General features: G+C 73.0%; 24 protein-coding genes and 1 other RNA gene. 12 read left to right on the forward strand and 13 right to left on the reverse strand.

The window, feature by feature from the left end; translation table 11 throughout:
• Positions 1-134 precede the first annotated feature (134 nt).
• Entirely contained in the window at positions 135-1,517 is a 1,383-nt protein-coding gene (locus tag IE249_RS01275) for a bifunctional RNase H/acid phosphatase (RefSeq protein WP_373304336.1), read from the forward strand.
• Here IE249_RS01275 and IE249_RS01280 read toward each other — a convergent pair.
• The 4 genes from IE249_RS01280 to IE249_RS01295 all read right to left on the reverse strand — a co-directional run bounded on the left by IE249_RS01280 (position 1,492) and on the right by IE249_RS01295 (position 4,380).
• Complete coding sequence (locus tag IE249_RS01280) at positions 1,492-2,151, reverse strand: bifunctional 4-hydroxy-2-oxoglutarate aldolase/2-dehydro-3-deoxy-phosphogluconate aldolase (RefSeq protein WP_189702874.1); 660 nt, start codon at positions 2,149-2,151, stop codon at positions 1,492-1,494. The two genes, IE249_RS01275 and IE249_RS01280, sit on opposite strands and share 26 nt — an antisense overlap.
• 78 nt (positions 2,152-2,229) lie before the next feature.
• Positions 2,230-3,012, reverse strand: a complete 783-nt coding sequence (gene yaaA, locus IE249_RS01285; protein ID WP_189702875.1) for a peroxide stress protein YaaA — start codon at positions 3,010-3,012, stop codon at positions 2,230-2,232.
• Between the two features lie 13 nt (positions 3,013-3,025).
• Positions 3,026-3,607 carry a hypothetical protein gene (locus tag IE249_RS01290; RefSeq protein WP_189702876.1) on the reverse strand — a complete coding sequence of 194 codons (582 nt, stop codon included), beginning with the start codon at positions 3,605-3,607 and terminating at the stop codon, positions 3,026-3,028.
• Positions 3,604-4,380 (reverse strand): MerR family transcriptional regulator, encoded by a 777-nt coding sequence (locus tag IE249_RS01295; protein WP_189702877.1) that lies wholly within the window; start codon positions 4,378-4,380, stop codon positions 3,604-3,606. The genes IE249_RS01290 and IE249_RS01295 overlap by 4 nt, the downstream gene beginning before the upstream one ends.
• A 181-nt stretch (positions 4,381-4,561) precedes the next feature.
• Between IE249_RS01295 and IE249_RS01300 the strand changes: the two genes are divergently transcribed.
• The 4 genes from IE249_RS01300 (at position 4,562) to IE249_RS01315 (ending at position 7,677) form a co-directional block, all read left to right on the forward strand.
• Positions 4,562-5,140 carry a Uma2 family endonuclease gene (locus tag IE249_RS01300; protein ID WP_189702878.1) on the forward strand — a complete coding sequence of 193 codons (579 nt, stop codon included), beginning with the start codon at positions 4,562-4,564 and terminating at the stop codon, positions 5,138-5,140.
• Between the two features lie 52 nt (positions 5,141-5,192).
• Positions 5,193-5,597, forward strand: an RNA gene (gene rnpB / locus IE249_RS01305) — RNase P RNA component class A.
• 124 nt (positions 5,598-5,721) lie between these two features.
• Positions 5,722-6,183 (forward strand): DUF3592 domain-containing protein, encoded by a 462-nt coding sequence (locus tag IE249_RS01310; protein ID WP_189702879.1) that lies wholly within the window; start codon positions 5,722-5,724, stop codon positions 6,181-6,183.
• Positions 6,184-6,336: 153 nt separating this feature from the next.
• Positions 6,337-7,677, forward strand: a complete 1,341-nt coding sequence (locus IE249_RS01315; protein ID WP_373304319.1) for a phosphatase PAP2 family protein — start codon at positions 6,337-6,339, stop codon at positions 7,675-7,677.
• A gap of 11 nt (positions 7,678-7,688) precedes the next feature.
• Here the strand turns inward: IE249_RS01315 and IE249_RS01320 are convergent, their stop codons facing one another.
• The gene (locus IE249_RS01320; protein ID WP_189702880.1) at positions 7,689-8,090 is read right to left on the reverse strand and encodes a MerR family transcriptional regulator; all 402 of its coding nucleotides are present in this window, start codon (positions 8,088-8,090) and stop codon (positions 7,689-7,691) included.
• A 105-nt stretch (positions 8,091-8,195) separates the two neighbouring features.
• On the opposite strand from IE249_RS01320, the gene IE249_RS01325 reads away from it, so the two are divergent.
• Entirely contained in the window at positions 8,196-8,654 is a 459-nt protein-coding gene (locus tag IE249_RS01325) for a hypothetical protein (protein ID WP_189702881.1), read from the forward strand.
• Positions 8,655-8,934: 280 nt separating this feature from the next.
• Here IE249_RS01325 and IE249_RS01330 read toward each other — a convergent pair whose 3' ends face one another.
• Both IE249_RS01330 and IE249_RS01335 read right to left on the reverse strand, forming a co-directional pair.
• Entirely contained in the window at positions 8,935-9,321 is a 387-nt protein-coding gene (locus IE249_RS01330; RefSeq protein WP_189702882.1) for a MazG-like family protein, read from the reverse strand.
• A 42-nt stretch (positions 9,322-9,363) separates the two neighbouring features.
• Complete coding sequence (locus IE249_RS01335; RefSeq protein WP_189702883.1) at positions 9,364-9,909, reverse strand: DoxX family protein; 546 nt, start codon at positions 9,907-9,909, stop codon at positions 9,364-9,366.
• 131 nt (positions 9,910-10,040) lie between these two features.
• On the opposite strand from IE249_RS01335, the gene IE249_RS01340 reads away from it, so the two are divergent.
• Both IE249_RS01340 and IE249_RS01345 read left to right on the forward strand, forming a co-directional pair.
• Positions 10,041-10,367 (forward strand): nuclear transport factor 2 family protein, encoded by a 327-nt coding sequence (locus tag IE249_RS01340; protein WP_189702884.1) that lies wholly within the window; start codon positions 10,041-10,043, stop codon positions 10,365-10,367.
• A 122-nt stretch (positions 10,368-10,489) separates the two neighbouring features.
• Positions 10,490-11,803, forward strand: a complete 1,314-nt coding sequence (locus IE249_RS01345) for a D-alanyl-D-alanine carboxypeptidase family protein (RefSeq protein ID WP_189702885.1) — start codon at positions 10,490-10,492, stop codon at positions 11,801-11,803.
• 254 nt (positions 11,804-12,057) lie between these two features.
• Here IE249_RS01345 and IE249_RS01350 read toward each other — a convergent pair whose 3' ends face one another.
• Together IE249_RS01350 and IE249_RS01355 are read right to left on the reverse strand one after the other, a co-directional pair.
• Positions 12,058-12,816 (reverse strand): SDR family oxidoreductase, encoded by a 759-nt coding sequence (locus IE249_RS01350; RefSeq protein WP_189702886.1) that lies wholly within the window; start codon positions 12,814-12,816, stop codon positions 12,058-12,060.
• Positions 12,817-12,876: 60 nt separating this feature from the next.
• Positions 12,877-13,911 (reverse strand): Gfo/Idh/MocA family protein, encoded by a 1,035-nt coding sequence (locus tag IE249_RS01355; RefSeq protein WP_189702887.1) that lies wholly within the window; start codon positions 13,909-13,911, stop codon positions 12,877-12,879.
• Positions 13,912-14,013: 102 nt separating this feature from the next.
• Between IE249_RS01355 and IE249_RS01360 the strand changes: the two genes are divergently transcribed.
• From IE249_RS01360 to IE249_RS01370, 3 genes are all read left to right on the forward strand, one after another.
• Positions 14,014-15,366, forward strand: a complete 1,353-nt coding sequence (locus IE249_RS01360) for a multidrug effflux MFS transporter (protein WP_189702888.1) — start codon at positions 14,014-14,016, stop codon at positions 15,364-15,366.
• The gene (locus IE249_RS01365) at positions 15,306-16,493 is read left to right on the forward strand and encodes a serine hydrolase domain-containing protein (protein WP_189702889.1); all 1,188 of its coding nucleotides are present in this window, start codon (positions 15,306-15,308) and stop codon (positions 16,491-16,493) included. The genes IE249_RS01360 and IE249_RS01365 overlap by 61 nt, the downstream gene beginning before the upstream one ends.
• Positions 16,494-16,635: 142 nt before the next feature.
• Positions 16,636-17,646 (forward strand): small ribosomal subunit Rsm22 family protein, encoded by a 1,011-nt coding sequence (locus tag IE249_RS01370; RefSeq protein ID WP_189702890.1) that lies wholly within the window; start codon positions 16,636-16,638, stop codon positions 17,644-17,646.
• A gap of 7 nt (positions 17,647-17,653) precedes the next feature.
• Here IE249_RS01370 and ddaH read toward each other — a convergent pair whose 3' ends face one another.
• Positions 17,654-18,475 carry a dimethylargininase gene (gene ddaH / locus IE249_RS01375; RefSeq protein WP_373304320.1) on the reverse strand — a complete coding sequence of 274 codons (822 nt, stop codon included), beginning with the start codon at positions 18,473-18,475 and terminating at the stop codon, positions 17,654-17,656.
• A gap of 537 nt (positions 18,476-19,012) precedes the next feature.
• Here ddaH and IE249_RS01380 point away from each other — a divergent pair.
• Positions 19,013-19,750: a bifunctional DNA primase/polymerase gene (locus tag IE249_RS01380; RefSeq protein WP_189702891.1), complete on the forward strand. Its 738-nt coding sequence runs from the start codon at positions 19,013-19,015 to the stop codon at positions 19,748-19,750.
• Positions 19,751-19,781: 31 nt separating this feature from the next.
• On the opposite strand, the gene IE249_RS01385 is transcribed toward IE249_RS01380, so the two are convergent.
• From IE249_RS01385 to IE249_RS35820, 3 genes are all read right to left on the reverse strand, one after another.
• Positions 19,782-20,783 carry an SCO2278 family lipoprotein gene (locus tag IE249_RS01385; protein WP_189702892.1) on the reverse strand — a complete coding sequence of 334 codons (1,002 nt, stop codon included), beginning with the start codon at positions 20,781-20,783 and terminating at the stop codon, positions 19,782-19,784.
• Entirely contained in the window at positions 20,743-21,615 is an 873-nt protein-coding gene (efeU, locus tag IE249_RS01390) for an iron uptake transporter permease EfeU (protein WP_189702893.1), read from the reverse strand. The genes IE249_RS01385 and efeU overlap by 41 nt, the downstream gene beginning before the upstream one ends.
• A 4-nt stretch (positions 21,616-21,619) precedes the next feature.
• Positions 21,620-22,415, reverse strand: a 796-nt coding sequence (locus IE249_RS35820) for a Dyp-type peroxidase (protein WP_229857174.1), incomplete at its 5' end; no start/stop codon positions are given.

The following is a 22,415-nucleotide window of genomic DNA, read 5'->3' on the forward strand; positions in this document are numbered from 1 at the left end:
GCTGGAAGATCAAGCACCCCGACCTGCGCCCGCTGGCCACGGAGGCGGCCCGCGTCTTCCCGCCCGAGCGGGTGACCTACGAGTGGATCCCGCGCGCCCGCAACAAGCACGCCGACCGCCTGGCCAACGAGGCGATGGACGCGGGGGGCCGCGGCGAACAGTGGACGCCGTCGGCATCGACGGCGGAACTGGAGGCGCGGCGGCCATCCGCAATGCGGGCCGCGGGCGCGCAGCTCGTGAACACCGAGGGAAGTGCGCGGAGCGCGGAGGCGGAAGCCGGCGTGCCCGGCGGGGACACGGGGGCGGTGCGGGGCGCGGAGGCGGAGGCGGATGCGCGCGGCGCGAACGCCGAGGCAGATGTGCGCTTCGCGAAGGCGGAGGCGGACATGCGGGCCGCGCGGGGCGTGGCCAGGGGTGGCACCGGTGCCACGGGCGCGACCGGCGTTGCCGGTGCCACCGACACGACGGCCACCTCGGGAGCTACCGGCGCGACGGCCGCCTCGGGTGCGGCTGGTTCTGCCGACGGGGCCAAGGTCAATGGTGCGGCGGCTACGTCGGGTGCTGCCGGTGTGGCGGATGCTGCCGGTGTTACCGGCGCGACGGCCGCCTCGGGCAGGAGCGGCGCGGTCGGCCCCGCGGGCGCCACTGGCTCCACGGCCGCGGCCGGCGCTGCCGGCGCGACCGCCACCACCGGTGCGACCGGTGCCTCGGAGGCCACCGGTGGCACGGAGGCGACGGGCGCCGCGCAGGCGATGGCCGCCACGGGGACCACCGCCACCACGGGGCCCACTGCCACCACGGGGCCCACTGCCACCACCGGGCCCACTGCCACCACGGGGCCCACTGCCGCCACGCCGGTCACCGCCGCCCCCGGATGGGCGCCTGCCGATCTCGGGGCGCCCGCGACTCTCGTACTGCTGCGGCACGGTGAGACCCCGTTGACCCCGCAGAAGCGCTTCTCGGGCAGCGGGGGAAGCGACCCGGCGCTGTCGGACATCGGCCGGGAGCAGGCCGAGCGGGCCGCCGCCGCGCTCGCCCGGCGCGGGACGGTCCAGGCGATCGTCTCGTCCCCCCTCGCCCGCACCCGCGAGACCGCCGGCATCGTCGCCGCCCGCCTCGGACTGGACGTGACGGTCGAGGACGGCCTGCGCGAGACCGACTTCGGGGCCTGGGAGGGCCTCACCTTCGGAGAGGTGCGCGAGCGCTACCCGGACGACCTGAACGCCTGGCTGGCCTCCCCGGAGGCCGAACCCACCGGCGGCGGCGAGAGCTTCGCGGCGACCGCCACCCGCATCGCCGCGACGCGCGACAGACTGGTCGCGGCTCACAAGGGCCGGACCGTCCTGCTCGTCACGCACGTCACCCCGATCAAGACCTTCGTGCGGCTCGCGCTCGGCGCCCCGCCCGAGTCGCTGTTCCGCATGGAGCTGTCGGCGGCCTCGCTGTCGGCGGTGGCGTACTACGCGGACGGCAACGCGAGCGTCCGCCTCCTCAACGACACGTCCCACCTGCGCTGAGCCCGGCCGCCGCACGGGCCAGCCGCTTCACGCGTCCCCAGTCACGGCCGGCGACGGCGTCCGCCGGGACCATCCAACTGCCGCCGACACAGCCGACGTTGGGCAGGGAAAGGTAGTCGGGCGCGGTGTCGGGACCGATGCCCCCGGTGGGACAGAACCGGGCCTGGGGCAGTGGCCCGGCCAGCGACTTCAGATACGCGGTGCCGCCGGCCGCCTGAGCGGGGAAGAACTTCATCTCCCGCACCCCGCGCTCCAGCAGCGCCACCACCTCCGACGTGGTGGAAACCCCGGGCAGATACGGCACCCCCGAGGCCGCCATCGCGGCGAGCAGCGCGTCCGTCCAGCCCGGACTGACCAGGAACCGCGCCCCGGCGTCCACCGAGCCCGCCACCTGCTCCGGCCGGATCACGGTCCCCACGCCCACGACGGCGTCCGGCACCTCACCGGCGATCGCCCGCACCCCGTCCAGCGCGGCCGGCGTCCGCAGCGTCACCTCGATCGCCGGCAGCCCGCCGGCCACCAGCGCCCGCGCGAGCGGTACGGCGTCGGCGGCGTCGTGCAGTACGACCACGGGCAGGACGGGCGCGAGACCGAGCAGGGAGGCGGACGAGGAGACGGGCGAAGGCGCGGGCATGCCCTCATCGTGCCGAGGGAGAGCAGTAGCTGCAACGCGCATTGCGCATACTGCAATGGGCCAGGTGGATGGGGTGCGTCAGTGAACCTCGTCCACCAGCACGTCGAGCGACCAGCTCCGCCCCGCCTTCCCGGGAGCCTCCGCCTCCACGACGTACCCGAGGTCCCGCAGCGCCTCGACCAGTTCGGCGGGGCCGGCCGGGGCGGCCCCGGCGGTCAGCAGACTCCGTACCATCCGCCCCTTGGTGGCCTTGTTGAAGTGGCTGACCACCTTGCGGGTGGGCGCGTGCAGCACCCGTACGGTCGCGGTGCGCTCCGCGAGCTCGCCCTTGGGCTTCCACGCGGCCGCGTACGCCGAGGACCGCAGGTCCAGCACCAGCCCCCCGCCCGCCACTTCGGGCACCGCGTCGGCCATGGGCGCACGCCAGTGACCGGCCAGCGCCCCGAGCCCGGGCAGCCTGACCCCCATCGAGCACCGGTAGGAGGGAATCCGGTCCGTCACCCGCACCGCGCCCCACAACCCCGAGAAGACGAGCAGTGAACGCGCGGCGCGCCGCTTGGCGGCGGCGTCGAGGGAGGCGAGGCCGAGGGCGTCGTAGAGGACACCGGTGTAGATCTCGCCGGCGGGCCGCGTGCCCGCCTCGCGCAGCCGGGCGTTCTTGCCGATCTCCCCGCGCAGCCCCTCGGTCAGCCCCAGGACCTCGCGCGCCTTCTCCTCGTCCGCCCGGCACAACTCGACCAGTTCGGTCAGCACGGCCTCGCGGGCATCGGCGAGCCCGGGCAGCGACAGCGACTCGGGCTTCAGCGGGGTGCCACGGCCGACGGAGGCCTTGCCTTCGGACGGGGGCAGCAGCACAAGCACGGGGGCGTCTCCTTCAGGTAGCACTCCGCGCCAGCGTACTGAGCGAGCGCACCATCCGTTCCGCCTCCTCCACGTGGAAGCGCACCACCCGCACCTCCCGCCGCCTGCCGAACAGCGTGACGTGGGTGACGGGCGTGGCGAGCTCGATCGTGACGGACGTCCGTGAGCCGACGGGCACGTCCAGCTCGCCGTCGGTCCGCGGGTGCGTGGTGCGCACCTCGTGGCGTACGGCGGCGATGGCGGCCGGCGGAACGCGCAGATCGAGGTGGACGGAGTGCCGTATCCGCACGGCCTCCGCGGTCAGCAGGTGCGGGCGGACGACTTGGGACGCGTACAGGGCGATCACGAACACGACCGTGTAAGCGTCGAGGAAGAGCATCACGGCGTGCACGGTGGGCCAGTGGCGCAGCAGTACGGACATGGTGAGCGTCTCGACCAGGCAGACGAACGCCAGCCCCGCCATCATGGGCCCCTGCCCGCGGGCGTACCCGAAGACCTGCCCGCCACCGCTCGGCCTTCCGCGCCGGAAGGCCCAGACGGCCAGACACCCGAGCAGCCGGGCCTCGTGCCGCGCCAGCGCGAGGACGGCTCTCATTCCCGCCCCTCGGCGAGGATGCGCAGCGCCTGCCGGACCGCCTCCGCCTGGGCGGGCGCGAAGTCCGCGTACAGGGCGCGCAGAAAGCCGTGTTCGTGGTCGAGGCCGGGTCCCGGCAGCAACTCGGGAAGAGTCCCGGGCAGCATCCCGGGCGGCACGCACCGCGCGATGACCCGGGCCGCCTCGCCCACCCGGGGATCGCCGGGGTCGGCGTCGGCGAGCGCGTCGAGCATCGCGTACGCCTCCCGCGCCCGCGCGGCCGCGTCCGGCGCCGAGAAGACGTCGCCGAGGGCGAGCGTCAGCCGCTCCCGCTCGGCGGGGGAGGCCGCCGTCTCCAGCAGGGCGAGGATCTCCCGGTCCTTGGCCGCCATGGGGGAGTCGGGCAGGTGGGCGGCCGTCTCGGCGAACAGCGCGGCCAGCTCCGGCGAGACCGGGCCCTCGGCGGGCAGCTCACCCGCGTCGAGCAGCGCGCGCAGCCGGCCGCGCCGGTCCCGGATCGCCGCCTCCTGGCGGGCCAGATCGGCGTCGAGCTCCTCGAGCACCTCGCTGAGGTCCCGCCCCGCGTCTTCGGCGAGCACGTCCCGGACCTCGGCCAGGCCCAGCCCGAGCTCGGTGAGCCGCCGGATGCGGGCGAGCACGACGGCGTGCCGCAACGTGTAGTGCCGGTAGCCGTTGGCCCGCCGCTCCGGCTCGGGCAGCAGCCCCAGATGGTGGTAGTGCCGCACGGCCCGCGTGGTCACACCGACGGCCGCGGCGAGTTCTCCGATCCGCATGGGACCAGTGAAGAGGTTGACGCCGCGTGAAGGTCAAGACCGGCCGGTCCGAGGGGGGAGCGGCCCGGTGACTGACGGGGGACGCACCGCTGTGCCACGATCGAGGGAACGGTTCCCGATCTCATGGACAGGTGATCTTGGGATGTCCGAGTCTGGCGAGCGACCGAAGGAGGTGCGTGACATGACCGCCGTGGCGCATGAGCCCACCACACCGGCCGACGGCCTGCTGGAGATCTTCCTGTCCCTCGACACCCCGGAGGGCTTCCGGGCCGAGCTGATCGAGGGGGAGATCGTCGTGACGCCGCCGCCGGACGGGGACCACGAGAAGTACATCAGCCGAATCGTGAGGCAGGTGATCAAGCGGTCCCGGACCGAGATGGACTTCTCCGGGAACAAGGGCTTGAAGTTGCCGAGCGGCGGGGCATGCCCGAGGAGCCACGTGGTCCCCGACGCAACGTTCGGTGCTGTGGAAGGCGATCTGTTCGGCGCCGCGGACTCCTGGATGCCGGCCGACGGCGTCGCCATGGTCCTGGAGGTGACCTCCACCAAACCCAGGGCCGACCGCGAGACCAAACGCCGCTGCTACGCCCGGGCGGGCATCCCGTTGTACCTGCTGGTCGACAGGGAAGAAGCATCGGTCACGCTGTTCAGCGAGCCGAGGGGCGACGAGTACCGCGAGCTGTGCATGCGACCCTTCGGCAAGCCCCTGACCCTCCCCGAGCCCTTCGCCTTCGACCTGGAGACGGCGGACTTCCTCTGACCTGGAGGAACCAGGCGCCCACCGCGCCCGGTACCATGGTCGATACGGCAGACGAGCCGGGCGGACGGCCGCGTGGAGTGCCCCTTGCGGGGTGCTTCCCGAGGAACGTCCGGGCTCCACAGGGCAGGGTGGTGGCTAACGGCCACCCGGGGTGACCCGCGGGACAGTGCCACAGAAAGCAGACCGCCGGGGGCTCAGGCCCTCGGTAAGGGTGAAACGGTGGTGTAAGAGACCACCAGTGCCCAGGGTGACCTGGGCAGCTAGGTAAACCCCACCCGGAGCAAGGTCAAGAGGGAACCCTCCGGGGTTCCTGCGCGGACGTTCGAGGGCTGCCCGCCCGAGTCCGCGGGTAGACCGCACGAGGCCGGTGGCAACACCGGCCCTAGATGGATGGCCGTCACCCCGGACTCCGCGAGGACCCGGGGCACAGAACCCGGCGTACAGCCCGACTCGTCTGCCACACCCCTCCGCCCCGGGCCAGGGGAAAAGCTGAGGTCCTTCTGAGGTCGCCGGACCGGATGAGCGTGTAGTTTCCCGCCACGCTGTCCGACCAAGACGGCGCACTGACCTCGGGGGACCTCATGGAACTGCTTTTCTACGTCGTGCCGTGCCTCATGATCGCACTCCTGGTGGTCGGGATCACCACGGCGCTGCGCCGCGCGAGGCAGATCGGCCAGGCCTGGGACGGGGGCGTGACGGCTCAGGCGCGCTGTCTGCGGTCGTACACGAGGACGAGCGGCGGCGGGGACAGCTCGGTCACCACCACCCTGCACCACGTCTACGAGTTCATCACCCGGGACGGCCGCGTCATCCGGTTCGATGAGGCCAACGGCCCCTCGACCGTCGTCGAGGGCGACCTCGTCACCGTGCACTACCTGCCCGACCGGCCCGAGCGGGCCACCGCCCACGCGCCGGCCCGCGGCAAGCTCGCCGTCGGCACCGGCTGCGTGCTGGCCTTCTACGGGGCGGGCCTCGTGTTCTGCGTGGTCTTCATCCTCGTCGTCCACTTCATGTTCAAAACGGTGGACACCCTGCTGCCCTAGTCGGAGGCTCTTTCCGATCTTTCCGGGGCTTGCCGTTTTACGTAACCTGTTCGAGATCGCGATGACTACTCCCGTCGCTTTCGACCTGTTCATCCCATTCTGAGTGCATCGGCCAAGCGATTGATATCTAGAGCGTCGCGGGTGTCTCCGCGCATGAGCGGCAGAACCGTGTCGGCTGCGTGGCGTCGACTGCGAGTGATGCTGTGGGCCGCGGTGGGCGTGGCGACCCTCGGATTCCTCCTCGCACTGGAGATCGCCGCACGCCGCTACGGTCAGCCGGGGCCGATCGGCAGCCCGGTGAACGACCTGATGTCCGCCCCGAAGCCGGGCCCGCTGTACGGCGGCATGGCGTTGATGATGGTGGTGCTCACCTGGCGGCAACGGTTCATCGCGGCCGGTACCGCGATCGGCATCGACATCGTCTTCCTGCTGGTGCGATGGGCGGCCGGCGCCAAGCTGAGCGACTGCCACATCCTCGGCAGTGGCGCACTGTGGGTGATGTTGGGCTGTGCGGTCATCGCTGTCACGCGCCGCACCGGCCCGGAACGCGTCCTGCTGCTCAAGGGCGTCGGGCTGGGCCTGCTGCTGGTGGCCGGCCGCAAGACCGGCGACACCTGGCTGCTCATCACGTCGAAGGCCCGCCCGACGGTGCTCGACCAGTACGTGGCGAGCGCCGATCACGCGCTCGGCAACCCGTCGTGGCTGGCGGGCCGGATGGTCGAGGCCACCGCCCCGGTCGGCACCCACCTCCTCCACTTGGTGTATGCGCAGCTGGCGGTGGCCGCGGTCGTGGTCGCGCTGTACCAGCTGCGTGACGTGGCGGTCGAGCGTCGCTTCCCCCGGCACCATCTGGTGCGCACCTTCCTGGTGATCGGCCTCCTCGGTCCCGCCATCTACATGATCTTCCCGGTGGTCGGACCGGTCTTCGCCTACGGCCCGGGCGCCTCCGGCACCGGCGGCGTGCAGTGGGCGGTGGCCGACCTGTGGCCCAACACGGCACCGCCGATCAACCCCCCGCACCCGATGCCGTACGACGGGATCACCCCGCGCAACTGCATGCCCAGCCTCCACACGGCGTGGGCCACCGCGATCTTCATCCACACCCGCAGAGGCCCACGTGTGCTGCGCCACGCGGGCACCTTCTGGCTGATCGCCACACTCTCCGCGACGCTGGGCTTCGGCTACCACTACGGCGTGGACCTCGTCGCCGGCGTGGTCTTCGCGCTCACGATCGAGGCCGCGCTGCGCCTGAGCCACCACGGCTGGAACCTGCCCGGAATCCGGATGGTCGTCCACGGCGCCATGGTCTTCGGCGCGCTCTTGGTGTCGTACCGCTATCTGCCGATGGAGATGGCCGGACATCCGTGGGTGTTCGGCCCACTTCTCATTCTGGCGATGTCCTCAGTGGTCTACGGCTACGTGCGGACCACCAGACAGTGGGAACCGACGGCCGCGTCCACGCCACAACCCGAACTGCAACCCGAACCGGTTTGAGCCGGAGACCGTCACACGTGCCGTTCGTGTTCACGGTGATCTCCTGCCGCGGTGGAACGGCCGGACGCCCGTAGTGGGCATCCGGTGCCGACCCGCGCTGCCAGGTCGGCCCGCAGAGCGGCGAGTTCGGCGATACGGGCGTCGACGACCTGGATCTTCTCCTCGAAGAGCGCCGACAGCGCCACCGCGGTGTCCGGCGCCCCGCGCAGCTTCTCCCCGCTCCGCGCGATCTCCGACAGGGAGAATCCCAGCGTCTGCGCCGTGCGGATGTACTGCAGCCAGGCCACCGTCTCGGGCGGGAAGTCGCGGTACCCGTTGGGCAGACGCCGGCCTTCGACAAGGCCGACCTTCTCGTAGAACCGGATCGTGTCTCTGGTCATGCCTGCCTGCGCGGCAAGCTCCCCGATGCGCATGCCCCTCCATCGGACGCCGGGCTTGACCTTGGAGCGTAGTCCACTGTTTAGCGTGAGGCAGCGGCGCGGGCAATCGCCTGCCGGTACACCACCAGGAGCCTCATCGTGATCCGTCTTCGCACCCCCGCGCGCCCCGGCTACCTCCGCGTCGTACGCGCGAGCGCCTGGTACGACCTGGCCGTCACGGCGGGATTCGCGACTCCGTGGACCTACGCACTCGTACAAGACGCGCTGTCGTCCCTCGGCCGCTCACTCGGACTCGGCACTCTGCCCGAACCCGACCCGTGGCAGACCCTGTTCGCCAATCTGATGGGCTCGGTCGTGGTCGTCTGGGCCGTTCTGCGCATCGTCAGACCACTGCCGGACCACGGGCTCTTCGACGGCATCGCCCGTACCCTCTTCGCGACCTGGCAGGCCTACGCCCTGGCCCACGGTGCGCCACGTCTGCTGTGGCTGTTCTTCGGCGTCGAGGTGGCGTTCGGCGTTCTCCAACTGGTGCCGTGGATGCGTGGCCGGAACGCAGACCTCAGCGGCGAACGCCCGCTCAGCACCGCGAGTCGGTGACCTGGAGGGGCGTCTCCCCCCGCTTGTGCCCGCCCTGTCCGTGCGGCAACCAGTACAGCGCGGCCGGACCGGCGTCGTGCCTGGCCGAGCGGTCCGGCCCACCGGAACGCCGGCCTCCATGACCGCACGCCACACCCAAACCGCCGTCACCGTAAGTGTGTTCAGTCAGCGTCTCAGTGCGACCCGGCGTGGTGCCCTCGACTCCCTCGCCTCCCGCTGGGGCGTCGACACCCGGCCCGGTCCCGGCAAGACGGTCTGGGCCGAGGTCCCGATCCAGTGCTCAAGCCGCCCCCACCGAGCGTTCCCTCACTCTCGTCAGGTGGGCCGTGAAGACCTCCCGGGCCTCCGGGGTCAGGGTGCGTAGGGCCACCAGGGCTGTGATGATCACGTCGCACAGTTCCGACTCGACGTCCGTCCAGGTGTGGGTCGTGCCCTTGCGGGGGTTCTGGCCCGTGGCGCCGATCACCGCCTGGGCCACCTCGCCTACCTCCTCCGAGAGTTTCAGGAGGCGTAGGAGGAGGCCTTCATGGGTCGTGCCTTTGTACGGGGTGCTGCTCTCCAGCCAGGTCCACAAGGCGTCGATGGAGGTCCAGAGGTCCGGGGAGGGTGTGTCCGGTGCCTCGGGTGCCTCGGGTGCCTCGGGTGCGTCGGTCGTCGGGTCGGTCATGGGGGCAGCCTGCCATGGGCTGGCGAGGACCCCTGCGCGTTCCTACTCCTCGAACAGGGCCTCCTGGCGGCCCTCCTTCTCCTCGCGGAGTCGCTTCACGCGTGCGCCCACGACCACCGCCGTCGCCGCGGCCGTGGCGGCGAAGGCCGCGGGGACCATCCAGCCGCGGTTGACCGCGTGGCCGAGAGCGTGGTCAAGGGAGAGGCGGCCGGGGCCCGTGACCGCCAGGCCGGCCGAGGTGAGGCCGAGGGAGGCGGCGTACTCGTAGCCGCCGGTCTGGGCGAAGAAGCCGTTGGGGGCGTGCACCGCCGCGGCGCCCGCCATCGCGCCCGCGGCCGCCGCGCCCGCCGCCGGGGTCGCCAGGCCCATGGCCAGCAGCAGGCCGCCGCCCGCCTCCGCGAGCCCCGCCATCGTGGCGCTCGCCTTGCCGGGGCGGTAGCCGACGGACTCCATGAACTTGCCCGTGCCCTCGATGCCGCCCCCGCCGAACCAGCCGAGCAGTTTCTGCGCGCCGTGCGCCGCCAGCACGCCGCCGGTGCCCAGCCGGAGCAGCAGCAGCCCCAGATCACGTCGGTCGTAACAGGTCACGGTGACTCCCCTGGGATGCGGACAGGCGAACAGAGGGTTGCCTTTCCAGCCTGGCACCGCCTACACCCGCCCGGCCCGTCGTGGACGCCGTTCGGGTGGCGGGGCCCTGGTCCCGGTGTGACGCTGCCGACATGACGATTCAGACCGCCAAACTGAGCGACCCGGCCGTCCGCGCCTTCGTCACCGCGGTCAACGCCCACGACCGCGAGGGCTTCATGCAACTCCTCGCGCCCGGCGCGACCATGTCGGACGACGGCTCCGACCGCGACCTCGCCGAGTGGATCGAGGACGAGATCTTCGCCACGCACGGCCACATGGAGGTCGACAACGAGTCCTCCGGAGGCCTCGCCCTCATCGCCCGCTACCGCAACGACACCTGGGGCGAGATGCGCACCCGCTGGAACTTCGTCGTCGCCGACGACGGCCGCATCACCCGGTTCGAGACCGGACAGGCATAGGGCTGTACGGAGTGGGCCGGCATGGGTGGGCGTGGTCCGAAAGTGTGCGCTTTGATGATCCTTTGATCAGCCTTTGAAGACCCGTCGTGCGCGGGCACAGGCTCGCTTTGTACGGTCCCGGGGTGCGCGAATCCACTCGGTCCCCCCACGACCCCTCCCACGGCCTGCCCCACGGCAGGTCCCACGACCTGTCCCGGCGGAGTCTGCTGGGTCTCGGTCTCACCACGGCCCTGCCGCTCGCCGCCGTGACGACCCGGCCCGCCGCCGCCGCTCCCGAGGGCGCCCCCACGATCGGCGGTGAGCGGCTCGCCCGCGGCGGGGTGCAGGTGAGCGGTGCCACCGGGCTGCCCACGAAGCTCAACTCCCGTGCCTGGCTGGTCGCCGAGTGGGAGACCGGCCATGTGCTGGCCGCGTACCGCGCGCACCAGCGCCTCGCGCCCGCCTCCACGCTGAAGATGCTGTTCGCGGACACGGTGCTGCGGAAGTTCGACCGCGCCGAGCGTCACACCGTCACCGAGGCCGACCTGGCCGGCATCCCCGAGGGCTCCAGCCTCGTCGGCATCCGGCCCGGCATCACCTACACCGTCGAACAGCTGTGGCAGGGTGTGTTCCTGCGCTCGGGCAACGACGCCGTGCACGTGCTCGCCCACATGAACGGCGGCGTGGCCAGGACGGTCGCCGAGATGCAGGCCAGGGCCGACGACCTCCAGGCACTGGACACCCACGTGGTCAGCCCGGACGGCTTCGACCACCCCGGCCAGCTGTCCTCGGCGTACGACCTCACGCTCTTCGCCCGCCACGGCCTGCGCAACGCCGACTTCCGCGCGTACTGCGGGACCCGGACCGCCGACTTCCCGGCCGGCGGGCGCAAGACCTTCCAGATCCAGAACACCGACCGTCTGCTGACCGGGGCGTGGGGTCTGAAGACGTACGACGGTCTGATCGGGGTGAAGAACGGCTACACCAGCAACGCCGGAAACACCTTCACCGGTGCCGCCGTCCGCGACGGCCGCACCCTGCTCGTCACGGTCATGCATCCGGAGGCCGGCAGCAACGCCGTCTACGAGGAGACCGCCGCCCTGCTCGACTGGGGCTTCACCCACGGGCGTTCGGCGCTGCCGGTGGGTGCGCTGGTCGAGCCGATCAGCGAGGGCGGGGCCCGTGCGGGCGCCTCGTCCGGGCCGGGCCGGGGGAAGACCGCGCGTGCGGCCGCCGGTGCGCCGGGCGCGGCGGCGGACGGTCCCTCGACCCTGCGGCTGCTGGAGGGCGGGGCCGGCACGGTCGCCCTGCTCGCGGGCGGGGCGTGGGCCCTGCGCCGGCGGCTGCGGCGACGAAAGGCGGCGGTGGCGTCGGGCGGGCCGAGCGAACCGGGTGCCCGCGCGGGTACCCGCTCAGGTGCTCCGACGGGCGACTCCGGGGGCCGGCACCGGCGTTGAGCGTCGTGCGTGCGGCAGCCGTTCCACTCACCGGTGCGTACCCCGCGGTCCCGCGCGGGGTCCACCCCCAACCCGGTGCCGTGGAACGGCTGCCGCCTCCCCCCTGGATGTGGCCCGTCGGCCGGACGCGGAAGCTCAGTGCCCCAACTGTGAAGCTCTCGTGGAGGAGATCTCGAGCATAAGCCCGCCAGCGGGGCGATATGGTGCGGAGTTTCATATTCCGTTTGTGTGAATCGTGAATCGCGGGCTCCGGCTCAGCCCCGGCCCACGTACGGCATCGCCGTCGCCAGCACGGTGGCGAACTGCACGTTCGCCTCCAGCGGCAGTTCCGCCATGTGCCGCACCGTCCGCGCCACGTCGGCGACGTCCATCGTCGGCTCGGGCGCGACCTCGCCGTTCGCCTGCAGCGCGCCCGACTCCATCCGCGCGGTCATCTCGGTGGCCGCGTTGCCGATGTCGATCTGCCCGACCGCGATCCGGTACGGCCGCCCGTCCAGCGACAGCGCTTTGGTCAGGCCGGTCAAGGCGTGCTTGGTCGCCGTGTAGGGCGCGGAGTGCGGCCGGGGGGTGTGCGCCGAGATCGAGCCGTTGTTGATGATCCGGCCGCCCTGCGGTTTCTGGTCCTTCATCCGCCGGTACGCCGCCTGCGCGCACAGGAACGCCCCGTTGAGGTTGGTGTCCACCACGTGCTTCCACGCCTCGTAGGGCAGGTCCTCGACCGGCACCCCGCCGGGGCCGAACGTGCCCGCGTTGTTGAACAGCAGGTCCAAGCGCCCGAAGCGGCGGACCGTGGCCGCGAAGAGTTCCGTCACGTCGTCCGGGCGGGCCACGTCGGTGCGTACGACGATGGCGGCGGCCCCGGGCGCGAGCGCCGCCGTCTCCTCGAGGGTCGCGGTGTGCCGTCCGGCCAGCGCCACCGACCAGCCCGCGCGCAGCAGTTCCACCGCGACGGCCCGCCCGATGCCGGAGCCCGCGCCGGTCACCACGGCGATCTGTGCATGCCTGTCAGTCATGCCACCGCAGCGTACGAGGTGGACCCGCGGGGCCCGTCCGACATCAGGACGCGCCCCGCCTCACACCAGGGCAGGTTCCCCCGTCTCCCCCGGATAGCGCACCCCGATCCGCTCCCGTACCGCGTCCAGCGTGCGCATCACCGCGAGCGTGCCGTCCAGCGGCACCAGGCGTGACTCCCGCTCGCCCGCGCGCAGCGCCCGCATCACCTCCAGCGCCTCGTGCCGCAGGCTGGTGCGCGGGCCGTCGGCCGGGTCCGCCAGGAACTCCTGCGGTTCGCGCCCGTCACGGTGCAGCACGAAGCGTTCCGGGTGGAAGAACCCGTCCGGTACGTCGATGCGGCCCTCGGAGCCGGTGACCGACGCGCAGGTCGCCGTACCGCCGGAGATGGAGCAGTGCACGGAGGCCAGTGCGCCGCCGTCGTAGGAGAGCAGCGCGCCGGTCTGGAGGTCGACGCCCTCGGGCGAGAGCACCGCACGGGCCGCCACGTCCGACGGCTCGCCCAGCAGCAGGTGCGCGAACGACACCGGGTACACGCCGAGGTCGAGCAGCGCGCCGCCGCCGAGCCCCGGGTCCCGCAGCCGGTGCGCGGGCGGGAAGGGGCCGGCCAGCCCGAAGTCGGCCTGCACGGTGCGCACTTGACCGATCGCCCCGTCCTCCACCAGGGCCTTGAGCCGCAGGATCAGCGGGTTGCAGTACATCCACATGGCCTCCATGAGGAAGCGGTCGTGCTCCCGGGCCAGCGCGACGAGCTCGGCTGCCTCGCGCAGGTTCAGCGTGAACGGCTTCTCGCACAGCACGTTCCGGCCCGCCTCCAGGCACAGCCCGGCGGCCGGCCGGTGGGCCGCGTGCGGGGTGGCGACGTAGACGACATCGATGTCCTCGTCCCGCGCCAGCTCCTCCCAGCTGCCGTACGCCCGCCCGGTCCCGAACCGCTCCGCGAACCCCTCCGCGGACTCCTTCCGCCGCGAGGCCACCGCGACCAGCTCGGCGTCCGGCAGGTCCACCAGGTCCGCCGCGAACGCGGCCGCGATCCCGCCGGTCGCCAGGATCCCCCAGCGCACCTTCTGCTCCGTCTCACCGGCAATCCCGGACATCCCGGACCCCACCCTCGCTCATGCGTCCCTCGGCACCATGTACCAGGCACCGTGTTCGAGCTGAGAGCATAGGTCGCGGAGCAGCCGGAGAGGGAGGGACACATGTCCGAGGGCGGGGCGTCGGCGTCGCACGCGCGGCGGACGGCCGTACCGGAGACCGGAGCCGCCGCACTCCCCGAGGTCCCCGAGGTCCTTGAAGTCCCCGGACAGCCGGCGCCCGCGTCGCGTCGGGCCGGGCTGCTGGTCGTCCTGATCCTCGGCGGGCTGACCGCCACACCCCCGCTCGCGATGGACATGTACCTGCCCTCGCTGCCGGAGGTCACCCGCACCCTGCACGCCCCGGCCGCCACCGTCCAGCTCACGCTCACCGCCTGCCTGGTCGGCATGGCGCTCGGGCAGCTGGTGATCGGCCCGATGAGCGACCGCCTCGGCCGCAGGCGCCCGCTGCTGGCCGGCCTGGCCGTCTACGTCCTGGCCACCGCCCTGTGCGCCTTCGCGCCCGACGCCGAGGTGCTGGTCGCCTTCCGGCTGCTCCAGGGACTCGCGGGCGCGGCCGGGATAGTGATCGCCCGCGCGGTCGTGCGCGATCTGTACGACGGCGTGGCCATGGCCCGCTTCTTCTCCACGCTGATGCTGGTCTCCGGCGTCGCGCCGGTCGTGGCGCCGCTGATCGGCGGCCAGATCCTGCGGGTGACGGACTGGCGGGGCGTGTTCGTGGTGCTCACGGCCGTAGGAGTGCTGCTCGGCACGCTCGTGTGGGCCCGGCTGCCCGAGACCCTGCCGCCGGCCGGCCGGCACGGGGGAGGCGCCGGCGAGGCGCTCGGCTCGATGCGCGCTCTGCTCGCCGACCGCGCCTTCACCGGCTACCTGCTCGCCGGCGGGTTCGCCTTCGCCGCGCTGTTCGCGTACATCAGCGCCTCCCCGTTCGTGATCCAGGAGATCTACGGCGCCTCCCCGCAGACGTTCAGCCTGCTGTTCGGGCTGAACTCGGTCGGGCTGGTCGTCGTCGGGCAGATCAACGGCAAGGTGCTGGTCGGCCGGGTCCGGCTGGACCTGGTGCTCGGCGCCGGGCTCGCGGTGGTCATCGTGGCCGCGGCCGCGCTGCTGCTGATGGCCACGGGCGCCTTCGGCACGGTGGGGCTCGCTCCGGTGGCCGCCGCGCTGTTCGTGCTGATGTCCGCGATGGGTGTCACCCTGCCCAACACCCAGGCCCTCGCCCTGACCCGCACCCGCCGGCACGCCGGCTCCGCCTCGGCGCTGCTCGGCACCTCCTCCTTCCTCATCGGCGCCGTGGCCTCCCCGCTCGTCGGGATCGCCGGTGAGCGCACCGCCGTGCCCATGGCGGTCGTCCAACTGGTGGCCGCGCTGGTGGCACTGGCCTGCTTCATGATTATGTGCCGTCCCTGGAAGGCATCCGCGGGCGCGCCCGCGGGCGCGGAGGGAGTACGGAACTGAGCGCGCCGAGACTGCGCCGGGACACCCCGGAGAAGGCCGGACTCGACCCCCGGGAACTGCACCGCCTGGTACAGGAGGTCCACGCCCTGACCACCGGCGACCGCCCCTGGGCGGCCGGCGTCGTCGTGGTCGCCGGGCGCGGCCCGGTGATCGCCGTCGAGGAGGCCGCGGGATGGGCCGTACGGTACGCGGCCTACGACCCGGAGGCCGGACGCGGCGTCGAACTGCCGCCGGGGGAGCGGGTGCCGATGACCGTGGACACGCCCTTCGACCTGGCGTCCCTGACCAAGCTGTTCACCGCGGTCGCCGCCGTGCAGCAGATCGAGCGGGGCACGCTCGGCATCGACGCGCTGGTCGGCGCGTACCTGCCCGACTTCCGCGGGGCGGCCGCGCACGGCGTGACGGTACGGCAGCTGCTCACCCACACCTCCGGGATGCGGCCCGAACTCCCGCTGTACGACTGCCCCGACCACGCGGCCCGGCTGGCGATGCTGCGCGCCGAGCAGCCGGTCGGGGTGCCCGGCACGTACACCTACTCCGACGTCAACCTGCTCCTGCTGCAGCATGTGCTGGAGCGGATCACCGGGCGTTCGCTGGACGTCCTGATCCGCGACGGGATCACCCGGCCGCTCGGCATGACCTCCACCCGCTTCGGGCCCTGCCCGGGCGCGGCGGCGACCGAGGACCAGCGGCGGCCGTGGGCCAAGGCCGACCGGGGGATGCTGCGGGGCGAGGTGCACGACGAGAACGCCTGGGCGCTGGGCGGGGTGGCCGGGCACGCGGGGCTGTTCGCGACGGCCGGAGACCTCGCGGTGTTCTGCCGCGCGCTGCTGGCCGGAGGGTCCTACGGTCCCGCGCGCATCCTCGGGCCCGACTTCGTGGAGCTGCTGCTGACGCCGCCCGGGCTGGGGTTCGCCGTGGACCAGCCCTGGTTCATGGGGGAGCTTGCGGGGCGGGGGGCCGCGGGGCACACGGGGTTCACGGGGACGTCGGTGGTGATCGATCCGGTGACCGATACGTTCGTCGTGCTGCTGGGCAACAGGGTCCATCCTCGGCGGGCGGGGGCCGACAGCGGGGTTCGGGCGCGGGTGGGGACGCTGGTGGCGCGGGCGGTGTTCGGGCCCTGAGTTTCGTTTCCGGGTGCGGGCGGGCGGGGGCTGGTCGCGCGGTTTCCCCGCGCCCCTGGGCCCCGGGCTCCGCCCCTGAGCCGGCACGTCTCCCGGCCTCCAGGCCGTCGGACCGGTCCTCCTTTGCTGAGAGAATTGTGTGGTGGATGAGTTGTTGAGTGCCTCGGAGGTTCTTCGGGGGGCGCTTGCCGGGGTGCTCGAAGGGTTGCCGGCTCGGCAGGCCTCGGGGGCCGTGGAGCGGTTGATCGCCAGTTATCGGGGGAGTACCCCGACCGATGCGCCGATCCTGCGGGACCGTGCGGATGTGGCCGCCTACGCCGCGTACCGGATGCCGGCGACCTTCGAGGCCGTGCGCGGGGCGCTCACCGCGTTCGCGGACGCCGTGCCCGGGTGGGTGCCCGGCAGCCACGTGGACGTGGGCGGCGGGACCGGCGCGGCGACCTGGGCGGTCCGGGCGACCTGGGAGGGCGCCCGGCCGGTCACCGTGCTGGACTGGGCCGAGCCCGCCCTCGCCCTCGGCCGGGAGATCGCCGGCGCCGACCCCCTGTTGCGCGAGGCCCGCTGGCAGCGCGCCCGGATCGGGGCGGCGCTCGCGCTCGACCCCGCCGACCTCGTCACCGTCTCCTACGTCCTCGGTGAGCTGACCGAGACCGACCGTGCCGCCGTCGTCGACGCCGCCGCCGGGGCCGCGCGGTCCGTCGTGGTCGTGGAGCCCGGCACTCCCGACGGCTACGCCCGCGTGATCGCCGCCCGCGACCGGCTGATCGCGGCCGGCTTCCGCGTCGCCGCGCCCTGCCCGCACAGCGCGGCCTGCCCGATCGTGCCCGGCACCGACTGGTGCCACTTCTCCGCCCGGGTCAGCCGTTCCTCCCTGCACCGGCAGGTCAAGGGCGGCTCCCTCGCCTACGAGGACGAGAAGTTCTCCTACGTCGCCGCCACCCGCCTGCCGGCCGCTCCCGCGCCCGCCCGGGTCGTACGGCGCCCCCAGATCCGCAAGGGCCAGGTCCTGCTCGACCTGTGCGAGGCCGACGAGCAGCTGCGCCGCCGTACCGTGACCAAGCGGCACGGCGACCTCTACAAGGCGGCGCGCGACGCGGACTGGGGCGACGACTGGCCGCCGCCGGCCCCGCCCACGGCGCCTGCGGAGGCGTAGGCCCGGATCACAGCCGTAGCTCCAGCGAGCAGCACTTCACGCTGCCGCCGCCCTTGTGCAGTTCGCTGAGGTCCACGCCGACCGGTTCGAAGCCGCGCTCGCGCAGGGGCCCGTAGAGGCCGGCCGCCGCCTGGGGGAGCACCACGTGGTGGCCGTCGCTGACGGCGTTCAGGCCGAAGGCGAGCGCGTCGTCCTCGGTCGCGATCAGCGCGTGCGGAAACAGCCGGCGCAGCACCTCGCGGCTGCCGGGGGAGAAGGCGGCCGGGTAGTACGCCACCTCGTCCGCCGAGTCGTCGAGGACGGCGAGCGCCAGGTCGAGGTGGTAGAAGCGGGGGTCGACCAGTTCCAGGCCGATCACCGGACGGCCGAAGTACTCCTGGGCCTCGCCGTGCGCGAGCGGGTTGGTGCGGAAGCCGCGGCCGGCCAGCAGGCACGAGCGGGTGACGGCGAAGTCGCCCTCGCCCTCGTTGATGTGCACCGGCACGTGCAGGTGCGCCAGGCCGTGCGCGGCGAACCACTCCAGGTGCTCCTCGGCCTCCGGCTCCCGCTCGGTGTGGGCGAACCGGGCGCCGAAGACCCGGCCGTCGACCACCGTGGCGCCGTTCGCCGTGAACACCATGTCGGGCAGGCCGGGCCGCGGCTCGATCTGGTCGACGGTGTGACCGAGGCCGCGGTACAGCGCGCGCAGTTGTTCCCACTGGGCGAGGGCCAGCGGGGTGTCGACCGGCTTGGCCGGGTCCATCCAGGGGTTGATCGCGTACGTGACGTCGAAGTGTGCGGGTGGGCACATCAGGTAGCGCCGAGGTCGGGCGCGGCGGGAAAGGGCCAAGGTGGGCTCCTCGGATACCGCAGGATTCACTTTCTGCCCATGGTGCGCCGGGCACGCCCACCGCGCGCGGCCCGACCACCACCCTTCGCCCGCGTGAGTGGCGGGCCGCACGCGGTCCCTGGCCGGGCCCCGCGTGGACCGGGGCAGGCTCCGTGGACCCGGGCGGACTCCGCGAACCCCTGGCAGGCGCCACGGACGCGGGCGGGGCCGCCCGGGTCCCGGGGCGGCCCGGGGTGGGTCTCGGGCAGCTCAGCCGGACCCCGCGAATGGCCCGCGTGGCCTCGGAGGCTCGGCGGGGCGGGGGAACTCCGGTCGGCCTCGTGACGGGCCCCGCGCGGACGCGGCGGACTCCGGGCGGGCGACCCGCGTCGCCCCCCCCGGCGGACTCGGGCGGGCGGCACCGTATGGCTCCGGTCACCTCAGGTCGGCCGCCCCCGTTTCCCTGTCGGCCACCCCGGGTGTGGGTCCTGGAAACCGGAGGCGCAGGATGGTGGGAGCATGGAGCGAGGGGTTCACACCAGCGAGGCGAGGGGATAGATGAGCGCGGAGTTCGGTGGTCGTGGCGGCCGGCAGGGCAGGATCTCGCAGTGGCTGCGCGGGCGCCGGCCGAAGGAGACCGCCGGTGACGGCGGCCGTGAGGCCCTGCTGCTGGCCACCGCCGCCGCGGGACTGCCGCTCGCGCCCGCCGCCCACCCCGGGGCCGGCTACGGCTGTTCCTGCGACCGCGTCGGCTGTCCCACGCCCGCCCGGCACCCGGTGTCGTTCGCCTGGCAGACGCAGTCCACGACCGACCGCGCGCAGATCGAGCGGTGGGCGCGGCACCAGTCGCAGGCCAACTTCATCACCGCGACCGGCATGGTGCACGACGTGCTCGACGTGCCCCTGGAGGCCGGCCGCGAGGCCCTGGAGCGGCTGCTCGCCGCCGGCGTCGAGGTCGGCCCGGTCGCCGAGAGCGACGACGGCCGCATGCTGTTCTTCACCCTCACCCGCGGCACGCCCGAGGACGAGGACGAGTGGTGGCCCTGCGAGCTGGACTGCCACCCGGAGACCATGGACGAGCACCCGGGCCTGCGCTGGCACTGCCGCGGCTCCTACGTCCTGGTGCCCCCGGCCCGGCTGCCCGGCGGCGACGACCGGCGCGTGCGCTGGGTACGCGGCCCGGAGCACCCGCTCCCCGACCCGCTGAGCCTCCTGGAAGACCTCACCGACGCCTGCGCCCGCCACAGCGACCGGCAGAGCGACCCCGCCCCCGCCCCCTGGCCCCTGCGCCACTGACGGACGCGAGCCCTGGCCCCCGGGGGCGCGCTCAGCTGCCCTGGGCCGCGGTGAGTCCCTGGACGCGGCCGAGGACGGACACCTGGCCGCCGGCCGTGCCGCCGGGCGGGTCGAGGGCCGTCTCGTTGGAGACGAACTCCATCGTCAGCGACTGTTTGATCTCGCCCGTGGTCAGGGCCTGCACGTCCTTGTCGGGCGTGGGCACCGTCGCCCCGGAGGCCGCCGTCTGCTTCTGGTAGTGGTGCGTGGCGAAGAACACCAGCGCGCCGCCGTCCGCCGTGCGCAGCGCCAGCGGGGCGAAGTCGCCGCCGGTCAGCGGCTCGTCGATGAACTGGGTGGCCAGACCGGGCCGGCTCGCCGAGCCGGCGCGCAGCTTGCGCCAGCCGGTGGTGTGCACGCCCGCGGCGAAACCCTTCCCGCCGCTCTTGAGGTACGTGGCGTAGGCACCGCTCAAGTCGCCCGGCGCGACGGTCAGTCCGGCGGAGCGTGCCGGCACGGCCTCGGCCCACCCCTCCGCGTCGAGCTTGAACCTCGGTACGTCGCCGGGCGCGACCAGCGTCAGATACGCCACCTGCCACTTCTCACCGAGCCCGCCCCGGGTGAACACCAGCAGCCAGCGCGCGGCGCCGCCCTTGTTGCCCTTGGCGTCGGCGAGGAACCAGCGCGGCCAGCCCGCCTTCTTCGGGATCGTGAACTTGGCGTCGGTGAGCGTCAGCGGAGTGTGCGCGGCGTTGCCGGACGGGCTGTTGGCGTGTCCGGCCTTCAGCCGCGCCCCGTCGATCGCGCCGAGGGCGCCGGTGACGCGCCCGGCGTCCAGCGAGCGGTCGTAGGCCTTGTCGGCGGCGTTGTACGCGGCCGTGAAGTCGTCCAGCGCCCTCCGCGCCTCCGCGCGGTCGGCGGACGGCAGCACCACGCGCTCCCCGTGCACCACCACGCACCCGCTCGCCGTCAGGGACAGAGCGGTCAACAGGGCCGCGATCAGCGCCCCCCGCTCAAGCCTGCGAGGCCTTCGAGGGCCGCGAACCCTGCTCATCAGCAACCGTCACCTTCCCCTTCCCGGAGGCGAACCCTACCGGGGCGAAGAACAGCGCGAGCGCCGGGACCAGGTACAGCAGCCACACCGTGACCTGGAGGACGGTCGGGTCGGGCTGGAAGTTGAACACGCCCTTGAGCAGCGTGCCGTACCAGCTGTCCGGCGGGATCGTGCCGCTGATGTCGAAGGCGAGGTTCCGCAGCCCCGGCAGCCAGTCGGCCTCCTGGAGGTCGTGCATGCCGTAGGCCAGCACGCCCGCCGCGACCACGACCAGCATGGCGCCGGTCCAGGTGAAGAACCTGGCGAGGTTGATCCTCAGCGCGCCCCGGTAGAACAGCCAGCCCAGCAGGACGGCCGTGGCCAGGCCGAGCGCCACGCCGGCGAGCGGGCGCGGGGTACCGTCGGAGGCGGCGTGCACGGACGCCCACACGAACAGCGCGGTCTCCAGGCCCTCCCGGCCGACGGCGAGGAAGGCGGTGGCCACCAGCGCGCCCGTGCCCATGGCGAGGGCCGCGTCCAGCTTGCCGTGCAGCTCGGACTTCAAATGCCGGGCGGTGCGCCGCATCCAGAACACCATCCACGTCACCAGACCCACCGCGAGCACCGACAGCGAGCCGCCGAGGGCCTCCTGCGCCTCGAACGTCAGCTCCTGGGAGCCGAATTCGAGGACGCAGCCGAAGCCCATCGCGATGGCGACGGCGATCCCGATGCCCGCCCAGATCGGCTTCAGGGCGTCCCTGCGGCCGGTCTTGACCAGGTAGGCGATGAGGATGCACACGACGAGGCTGGCCTCCAGCCCCTCGCGCAGACCGATCAGGTAGTTGGAGAACACGGGCCTACGCCTCCTCGGACAGCAGGGTGCGGCCCCACCAGTCGTTCGTGTCACGCACCCCGGGCGGGATCGCGAAGACCGCCGAACCCACGTGCTGGATGTACTCGTTGAGCGCGTCGTGCGCCGCCAGCCTGCGCTGCAGCGGGATGAAGCCCTTGCGCACGTCGCGCTGGTAGGCGAGGAAGAACAGGCCCGCGTCCAGGCGGCCGAGCCCGTCGGTGCCGTCGGTGAAGGAGTAGCCCCGGCGCAGGATGGTGATGCCGCCGTTGGCGTCGGGGTGCGCCAGCCGCACGTGCGCGTCGGGCTTCATCGCCTTCAGGAACGGCTCGTCGTGCTCCTTGGCCTTGCCGGCCGGTGCGCCCTCGCCCTTGTCGCGGCCGAAGACGTCCTCCTGCTCCTGGAGCGAAGTGCGGTCCCAGGTCTCGATGTTCATCCGGATGCGCCGGGCGACGAGGTACGAACCCCCGGTCATCCAGGCGTCCTCCGCCCCGCCGTCGCCCTCGCCGACCCACACGAACTTCTCCAGGCGTCCCGTCTCGGTGCCCGCGATGTTCCGCGTGCCGTCCTTGAACCCGAAGAGGTTGCGCGGGGTCTGGGATCCGGGGGTGGTCGAGGAGGTCTTGCCGAAGCCGAGCTGTGACCAGCGGATGGCGACCTTGCCGAAGCCGATGCGGGCGAGGTTGCGGATCGCGTGCACGGCGACCTGAGGGTCGTCCGCGCAGGCCTGGACGCACAGGTCGCCGCCGCTGCGGGTCCCGTCGAGGTTGTCCCCGGGGAACTTCGGCAGGTCGGCCAGGGCC

Source organism: Streptomyces anandii JCM 4720 (genome assembly GCF_014650655.1).
In the GTDB taxonomy this organism is placed as follows: Bacteria; Actinomycetota; Actinomycetes; order Streptomycetales; family Streptomycetaceae; genus Streptomyces; species Streptomyces anandii.

Excerpts from the sequence above, each read along its gene's own strand:
- IE249_RS01295 (WP_189702877.1), bottom strand. The coding sequence starts at position 4,380 with ATGCGGATCGGAGAACTCGCCGCGGCCGTCGGTGTGACCACGCGGGCC.
- IE249_RS01275 (WP_373304336.1), top strand. The coding sequence starts at position 135 with ATGGACGCGGGGGGCCGCGGCGAACAGTGGACGCCGTCGGCATCGACG.
- IE249_RS01330 (WP_189702882.1), bottom strand. The coding sequence starts at position 9,321 with ATGACCGACCCGACGACCGACGCACCCGAGGCACCCGAGGCACCCGAG.
- IE249_RS01380 (WP_189702891.1), top strand. The coding sequence starts at position 19,013 with ATGAGCGCGGAGTTCGGTGGTCGTGGCGGCCGGCAGGGCAGGATCTCG.
- IE249_RS01280 (WP_189702874.1), bottom strand. The coding sequence starts at position 2,151 with ATGCCCGCGCCTTCGCCCGTCTCCTCGTCCGCCTCCCTGCTCGGTCTC.
- IE249_RS01385 (WP_189702892.1), bottom strand. The coding sequence starts at position 20,783 with ATGAGCAGGGTTCGCGGCCCTCGAAGGCCTCGCAGGCTTGAGCGGGGG.
- IE249_RS01355 (WP_189702887.1), bottom strand. The coding sequence starts at position 13,911 with ATGTCCGGGATTGCCGGTGAGACGGAGCAGAAGGTGCGCTGGGGGATC.
- IE249_RS01290 (WP_189702876.1), bottom strand. The coding sequence starts at position 3,607 with ATGAGAGCCGTCCTCGCGCTGGCGCGGCACGAGGCCCGGCTGCTCGGG.
- IE249_RS01360 (WP_189702888.1), top strand. The coding sequence starts at position 14,014 with ATGTCCGAGGGCGGGGCGTCGGCGTCGCACGCGCGGCGGACGGCCGTA.
- IE249_RS01300 (WP_189702878.1), top strand. The coding sequence starts at position 4,562 with ATGACCGCCGTGGCGCATGAGCCCACCACACCGGCCGACGGCCTGCTG.
- IE249_RS01310 (WP_189702879.1), top strand. The coding sequence starts at position 5,722 with ATGGAACTGCTTTTCTACGTCGTGCCGTGCCTCATGATCGCACTCCTG.
- IE249_RS01350 (WP_189702886.1), bottom strand. The coding sequence starts at position 12,816 with ATGACTGACAGGCATGCACAGATCGCCGTGGTGACCGGCGCGGGCTCC.
- IE249_RS01340 (WP_189702884.1), top strand. The coding sequence starts at position 10,041 with ATGACGATTCAGACCGCCAAACTGAGCGACCCGGCCGTCCGCGCCTTC.
- IE249_RS01315 (WP_373304319.1), top strand. The coding sequence starts at position 6,337 with ATGAGCGGCAGAACCGTGTCGGCTGCGTGGCGTCGACTGCGAGTGATG.
- IE249_RS01320 (WP_189702880.1), bottom strand. The coding sequence starts at position 8,090 with ATGCGCATCGGGGAGCTTGCCGCGCAGGCAGGCATGACCAGAGACACG.